Origin of the sequence: Streptomyces sp. JW3 (assembly GCF_052216785.1) — a bacterium.
Taxonomy (GTDB): domain Bacteria; phylum Actinomycetota; class Actinomycetes; order Streptomycetales; family Streptomycetaceae; genus Streptomyces.
The window spans coordinates 91,389-97,388 of the sequence record NZ_JBQOUX010000017.1; the positions used below are offsets into that span (position 1 = coordinate 91,389).

Consider the following 6,000-nt stretch of genomic DNA (forward strand, 5'->3'; position numbering starts at 1 on the left):
CCCGGCTCCGAATCGAGTAGGCGACGCGGGCCCCGAAGGGGCAAGAGCACCCCGCCGGCGACGCAGGAAGCCAGCCGCCATCACTGGCAAGATCACCTCGCAGGAGTCGCAGGAGTCGCAGGAGTCGCAGGAGTCGCAGGAAGCCGGCAGCCGTCACCGGCGAGATCACCCCGCCAACTCCTTCTCCAGCGGAGTCCGGAATCTAGGCGTCACCCGCGTCGTGCCCACCCAGCCGCGCAGTCGCTCCGCCTCCGCCGCGATCGCCGCCTCCGCCTCGCGCCCCACCCCCGAACCGTCGAGGACGCGCCAGACGATCTCGCCGTCCGGGCGCTGGGCCCAGCCGCCGATCACCCGGCCGTTCCACCACACCGTCGGCCCCACGTTGCCGCTGCCGTCGAACAGCGCCGGGCGCAGCTCGGGCGCGAGATACCAGTCCCGCTGCTGCCAGCCCATCGCCGTCGGGTCCAGACCGGGCAGCAGCGCGGCCCAGGGCCGGCCGGGGTCGGCCACCGGACCGGCGTCGCCCTCGGCCACGTACCCCGTGCCGCGGCCGGTCCCCTCGTCCAGCGACACCTCCTCCGCCCCGATCGCGGCGAGCGCCCGCCGCACCTCCGTCACCCGCCACCCCGTCCACCACTTCAGGTCCGCCTCGGTGGCCGGACCGCACGCGGTGAGCCAGCGGCGCAGCAACCCGGCCTGCGCGGCGGCCGGTTCCAGCTCGGGGTGGGCGGGGGCGACGGCCCAGCGGAACTGGCTCGACGTCCACGACCCCAGCGGCCGCCCCCGCACCACCTTGCCCTCCACGCCGAGCACCTTCAGCAGCCGGGTGGAGACGGTGTGCACGCCCTCGTAGCGCTTCCCGGCCGCGTATACGAACCGCTCCTTCAACCGGGGCTCGTCCTCGGCCAGTTCGGCCGCCGTCGCCTGGCCGCGCCGGGCCAGCGCGGCCAGCGCCGCGTCCTCGACCTCCTTCAGCCAGACCGCGTCCGGCGCCCCGGCCACCGCCATGTGCTTCAGCAGCGCGGCCCGCTCCCGGGCGGCGACGGTCAGCCCCGTGGAGGCGTGCACCACCGCCGTGAGGTCCGCCGGGAAGACGAACACCGTGTGCCGCATGCCGTGCATCCGCACCAGCGCACGGTCCTCGTACAGCGCCCGCTCGGTCAGCCGCACCGTGCCGGACGGGTCCGCCAGCCGCGCGCCCACCGCCAGGTGCACCGTCGCCGGGTCGGTGCCGTGCAGCGCCACCAGCGAGTCCGCGACCTCGACCGGGCCGTGCGCCCGCGCCGCGGCCGTGAGCCGGTGCCGCAGCCCCAGCCGGGCCCGCCGTTCGGCCACCCCGATGTACCGTCCCCCGCCCATGCCCGGCTCCCTCCGGTCGGCTCCCGTCCCTGCCATCCTCCCGCACCCCACTGACAACCGGTCCCTTGTCACAAAACCCCGAAATGCGCATGCACACCGGGTGGCCGGATCCCTAGTCTGGACGCGCGCCGCGAACGGCGGCGTTTACCCGACCAACCCCCTGGAGGCAGGTGATGGCCACCCTCGTGCTGTCCGGGACCGTCGTCCTGGTGGTTCTGGGATTCGACAACCCGGTCTGGTGGCTGGCCGCCGTCGCGCTGCTCATCCTGTACGTGAGCCAGGCGGGCGGCCGGAGGGGGACGTCCACGACACCCTCCGGCGGCAGCGCCGGCGGGGGCGGTTCGCCCTCCTCGTACCAGGCCTACCGGGACCGCCGTGACCAGCAGGCCCGCTGGGAGCGCCGGTACCGCCGCGAGCGTCCGCTCGAGAGCCGCCGGCAGGAGCGGCACAAGAGCGCGGGCCGGAGCAAGGGCAAGTGAGCGACCGCGTCCGGTCACAGGCCGGGCGCGCCCCACAGGGGGAACCACCGGCCGAGCTCCCGCTCGACGGGCAGCTCCCCGCCCAGCACCGCCCGCACCCGCAGCTCCAGCGGGTTGTCGCGCCGCTGCCCCGCACCGGGCAGCGGCGCGAACGGGTAGAACGTGCCGCGCTTGTAGAGGTAGACCAGCGCCAGCCGCCGCCCGTCCGGATGCCCGAAGCCCGCCAGCGAGCACAGCAGCTGCGGGCCGAACCCGTTGACCTCCATCGAAGTGTTCACCGCGTGCAGGTCGTTCACCAGGTCCGGCAGCTGCTCGGGGGAGCGCTCGGAGACCAGCCAGGAGTAGCCGTACTCGTCCCGGCGCAGGTCCACCGGCGGACCCGCGCGGCCGGCGTCCGCGGCCAGCAGCGCCCGCACCTCGCGGTGCGTCTGCTCGAACGCCGCGCCCTCCACGGTGGCGAAGCACACCGCGCCCTGCCCGGTCGGCGCGAACCCGGTCGCGGCCTGGAGGGTCACCGCCGCCGACGGCAGCGCGAACAGCCGGTCCAGGTCGGGCGCGACCGGTTTGGTACGGCCGAGCAGGATGTCCAGCAGCCCCATGCTCAGGCCCCTCCGGGCGGCGTCGGCCCACCCAGCTCGGCGGAGATCCGGCCCAGTTGCGCCAGCCGCTCCGCCAGGCTCGGGTGGGTGGCGAAGAACCGCGACAGACCGGGCTTCGACCCGAGCGCCGGGGTGAAGTAGAAGGCGTTGAACGCCTGCGCGGTCCGCAGATCCCTGGTCGGGATGCGGGCGATGTCGCCGGAGACCTTGGTGAGCGCCGCCGCCAGCGCCGAGGGCCGCCCGGTGAGCAGCGCCGCCGACCGGTCCGCCGCCAGCTCCCGGTACCGGGACAGCGTCCGGATCAGCAGGAAGCTGAGCGCGTACACCGCCGCCGACACCCCCATCACCCCGGCCAGCACCACCGCCGTGTTCTGGTCCCGCCGCCCGCCGAACAGCTGCGAGTAGAACGCGAACCGGACGATCAGCCCGGCGATCACGCCGAGGAACGAGGCGACCGTCATCACCGCGACGTCCTTGTGCGCCACGTGCGACAGCTCGTGCGCGAGCACGCCCTCCAGCTCGGCCGGCTCCAGCCGCCGCAGCAGCCCGGAGGTCACGCACACCACCGCGTGGTCCGCGGTCCGCCCGGTCGCGAACGCGTTCGGCATGTCCATGTCCGACACGGCGACCACCGGCTTCGGCAGGTCGGCCAGCGCGCTCAGCCGGTCGACCACCCCGTGCAGCTCCGGATACTCGTCCCGCTCCACCACCCGCCCGCGCATCGCGAACAGCGCGATCCGGTCGGAGAACCAGTACTGCGCCCCGAGCACCAGCGCCGCGATCACCACGACCAGCACCCAGGACTTCAGCAGCGCGATCAGCGCGGCCACGAAGGCCACGTACAGCAGTCCGAGCAGGAACAGCGTGAGCCCCATGCGCACGGTCAACCGCCGGTCGCTCCGGAACCGACTGGGCATCTGCACCACCCCGCAGTCAGGCACTCGTCCCGCTGTCCAGTGTGCACCCGGGCCACCCCGCGAACAGGTCGCGATCAGTTCAGAAGGCGGCAAAACCAGCCCCGAGAACGGCAAAATCGATCAGTACGGTGCCCGGAAATTGACGTACCCGAGCAGCAGGATCACCGCGGCGACACACCCCAGCACCACGGCCGTCGACGCCCACGAAGACCGCCGCCCGCGCCGCACCGGACCCGGATCGGCCCGGAACGGAACCGGTCCGGGCGGATTCTCCTTCCAGCGCGCGGCGAGCATCCGGGCCCGCGCGGACGGCTCCTTGTGCTCGGCCTCGGCCGCCCATCTCAGGTCGAACTCACGTTCCTGTCCGTCCTGTTCGGCCATCCCCGTCTCTCCCCGTATCTCGAACAACAGTGCCAGGCACCCTACGACGACGCCCCCGCCGCCGGAAACCGGGGACGGGGGCGCCGAAAGGGTCACGCCTGGATCGCCGCCTGGAGCAGGCGGGGTCCGGTCACACGTCGAAGTACAGCTCGAACTCGTGCGGGTGCGGACGCAGCTGGAGCGGGGCGATCTCGTTGGTGCGCTTGAGGTCGATCCACGTCTCGATCAGGTCGGACGTGAAGACGTCGCCCTGGAGCAGGAACTCGTGGTCGGCCTCCAGGCGGTCCAGGACCGCGCCCAGCGAGGTCGGGACCTGGGCCACGCTCGCGTGCTCGTCGGGCGCCAGCTCGTAGAGGTCCTTGTCGATCGGCTCGGCCGGCTCGATCTTGTTCTTGATGCCGTCCAGGCCCGCCATGAGCAGCGCGGAGAAGGCCAGGTACGGGTTGCCGGAGGAGTCCGGCGCGCGGAACTCGACGCGCTTGGCCTTCGGGTTCGAACCGGTGATCGGGATGCGCATCGCGGCGGAGCGGTTGCGCTGCGAGTACACCAGGTTGATCGGCGCCTCGAAGCCCGGCACCAGACGGTGGTAGGAGTTCACCGTCGGGTTGGTGAAGGCCAGCAGCGACGGGGCGTGCTTGAGGATGCCGCCGATGTAGTAGCGGGCGGTGTCGGAGAGGCCCGCGTAGCCCTGCTCGTCGTAGAACAGCGGGTCGCCGTTGCTCCACAGCGACTGGTGGACGTGCATGCCCGAGCCGTTGTCACCGAAGATCGGCTTCGGCATGAAGGTCGCCGTCTTGCCGTTCTTCCAGGCCACGTTCTTCACGATGTACTTGAAGAGCTGGAGGTCGTCGGCGGCGGCGAGCAGCGTGTTGTACTTGTAGTTGATCTCCGCCTGGCCGGCCGTGCCCACCTCGTGGTGCTGGCGCTCCAGCTGGAGACCGGACCGCTCCAGCTCCAGGGAGATCTCGGCGCGCAGGTCGGCGAAGTGGTCGACCGGCGGGACCGGGAAGTAACCGCCCTTGTAGCGGACCTTGTAGCCGCGGTTGTTCTCCACCGCACCGGTGTTCCAGGCGCCGGCCTCGGAGTCGATGTGGTAGAAGGACTCGTTCGCGCCGGTGGCGAAGCGGACCGAGTCGAACACGTAGAACTCGGCCTCGGGGCCGAAGAACGCGGTGTCGGCGATGCCGGTGGAGGCGAGGTACGCCTCGGCCTTCTTCGCCACGTTCCGCGGGTCGCGAGAGTACTGCTCGCCCGTGATCGGGTCGTGGATGAAGAAGTTGATGTTGACCGTCTTGTCCCGGCGGAACGGGTCCACCCGCGCGGTCGACAGGTCGGCGCGCAGTGCCATGTCCGACTCGTGGATGGCCTGGAAGCCGCGGATCGAGGAGCCGTCGAAGGCCAGCTCCTCGGCCGGGTCGAAGGCCGAGGCCGGGATCGTGAAGTGCTGCATCACGCCCGGCAGGTCGCAGAAGCGGACGTCGACGAACTTGACGTCCTCGTCCGCGATGAACTTCTTGGCCTCGTCGGCGTTCTGGAACATCCAGCTCCTCCTACTCCCGACCGTCCCGCCGGGGTGGTAGATCGTTCGTGCGGCCAGTGCGGGTGGCACACGCTGCACCCGACCCTAGGGACGGGTGGTTTCTCGGGCGTGACCCATTTGTTTCGCAGAAGTTAACCGGCCTCCTTCCACCGTAGTACCGTCCCACCCCGGCCGACACCGGTCCGAAACGTGCGCAGTACCGTGTACGCGTGGACAAGAGGCAAGCAATCGGATCATGGCTGTCCGGGCCCCGCGCGGCCATGGAGGACGCGGGCGCCGACTTCGGCTACCGGGGCAAGGACCTCGGCCTGCCACAGGAGGGGCCGGGCTCGATCGCCGGTCCCGGACGGCGGCTCGGCGCGCTGGTCGTCGACTGGGCGCTGTGTCTGCTGATCGCATACGGCCTGCTCACCGACGGCTATGGACAGGCCACCTCGAACTGGGCGCTGCTCATCTTCTTCGCCCTGAGCGTCCTGACCGTCGGCACCCTCGGCTTCACCCCCGGCAAGCGGATCTTCGGGCTGCGCGTCGTGGAGCTGGGCACCGGCCGGGTCAGCCCGCTGCGGGTGCTGCTGCGCTCGGTGCTGCTGTGCGTCGCGATCCCCGCGCTGATCTGGGACCGCGACGGCCGCGGCCTGCACGACCGGCTGGCCCGCACGGTCGAGGTCCGGGTCTGACGACACCTGCCGCTACGTGAGTGGGGGCGCCCGGAATGACTCCGGGCG

General features: G+C 71.8%; 7 protein-coding genes. 2 read left to right on the forward strand and 5 right to left on the reverse strand.

What is annotated here, in order from left to right:
• Positions 1 to 165: 165 nt before the first annotated feature.
• The gene (locus ACTT8P_RS10415; RefSeq protein WP_442831274.1) at positions 166 to 1,359 is read right to left on the reverse strand and encodes a winged helix DNA-binding domain-containing protein; all 1,194 of its coding nucleotides are present in this window, start codon (positions 1,357 to 1,359) and stop codon (positions 166 to 168) included.
• A 173-nt stretch (positions 1,360 to 1,532) separates the two neighbouring features.
• Between ACTT8P_RS10415 and ACTT8P_RS10420 the strand changes: the two genes are divergently transcribed.
• Positions 1,533 to 1,838, forward strand: coding sequence for a hypothetical protein (locus ACTT8P_RS10420; protein WP_442831275.1), 306 nt, complete (start codon positions 1,533 to 1,535; stop codon positions 1,836 to 1,838).
• 14 nt (positions 1,839 to 1,852) lie between these two features.
• Here ACTT8P_RS10420 and pspAB read toward each other — a convergent pair whose 3' ends face one another.
• The 4 genes from pspAB to glnA form a co-directional block, all read right to left on the reverse strand.
• On the reverse strand, positions 1,853 to 2,437 hold the full coding sequence (gene pspAB / locus ACTT8P_RS10425) for a PspA-associated protein PspAB (protein WP_442831276.1): 585 nt from the start codon (positions 2,435 to 2,437) through the stop codon (positions 1,853 to 1,855).
• A gap of 2 nt (positions 2,438 to 2,439) precedes the next feature.
• On the reverse strand, positions 2,440 to 3,354 hold the full coding sequence (gene htpX, locus ACTT8P_RS10430) for a zinc metalloprotease HtpX (protein ID WP_442831277.1): 915 nt from the start codon (positions 3,352 to 3,354) through the stop codon (positions 2,440 to 2,442).
• 120 nt (positions 3,355 to 3,474) lie between these two features.
• Entirely contained in the window at positions 3,475 to 3,735 is a 261-nt protein-coding gene (locus ACTT8P_RS10435) for an SCO2583/SCO2584 N-terminal domain-containing protein (RefSeq protein WP_442831278.1), read from the reverse strand.
• Between the two features lie 130 nt (positions 3,736 to 3,865).
• Positions 3,866 to 5,275, reverse strand: coding sequence for a type I glutamate--ammonia ligase (glnA, locus tag ACTT8P_RS10440; RefSeq protein ID WP_442831279.1), 1,410 nt, complete (start codon positions 5,273 to 5,275; stop codon positions 3,866 to 3,868).
• A gap of 209 nt (positions 5,276 to 5,484) precedes the next feature.
• Here glnA and ACTT8P_RS10445 point away from each other — a divergent pair, with 209 nt between their 5' ends.
• Positions 5,485 to 5,952, forward strand: a complete 468-nt coding sequence (locus tag ACTT8P_RS10445; RefSeq protein ID WP_442831280.1) for an RDD family protein — start codon at positions 5,485 to 5,487, stop codon at positions 5,950 to 5,952.
• Positions 5,953 to 6,000: the final 48 nt, after the last annotated feature.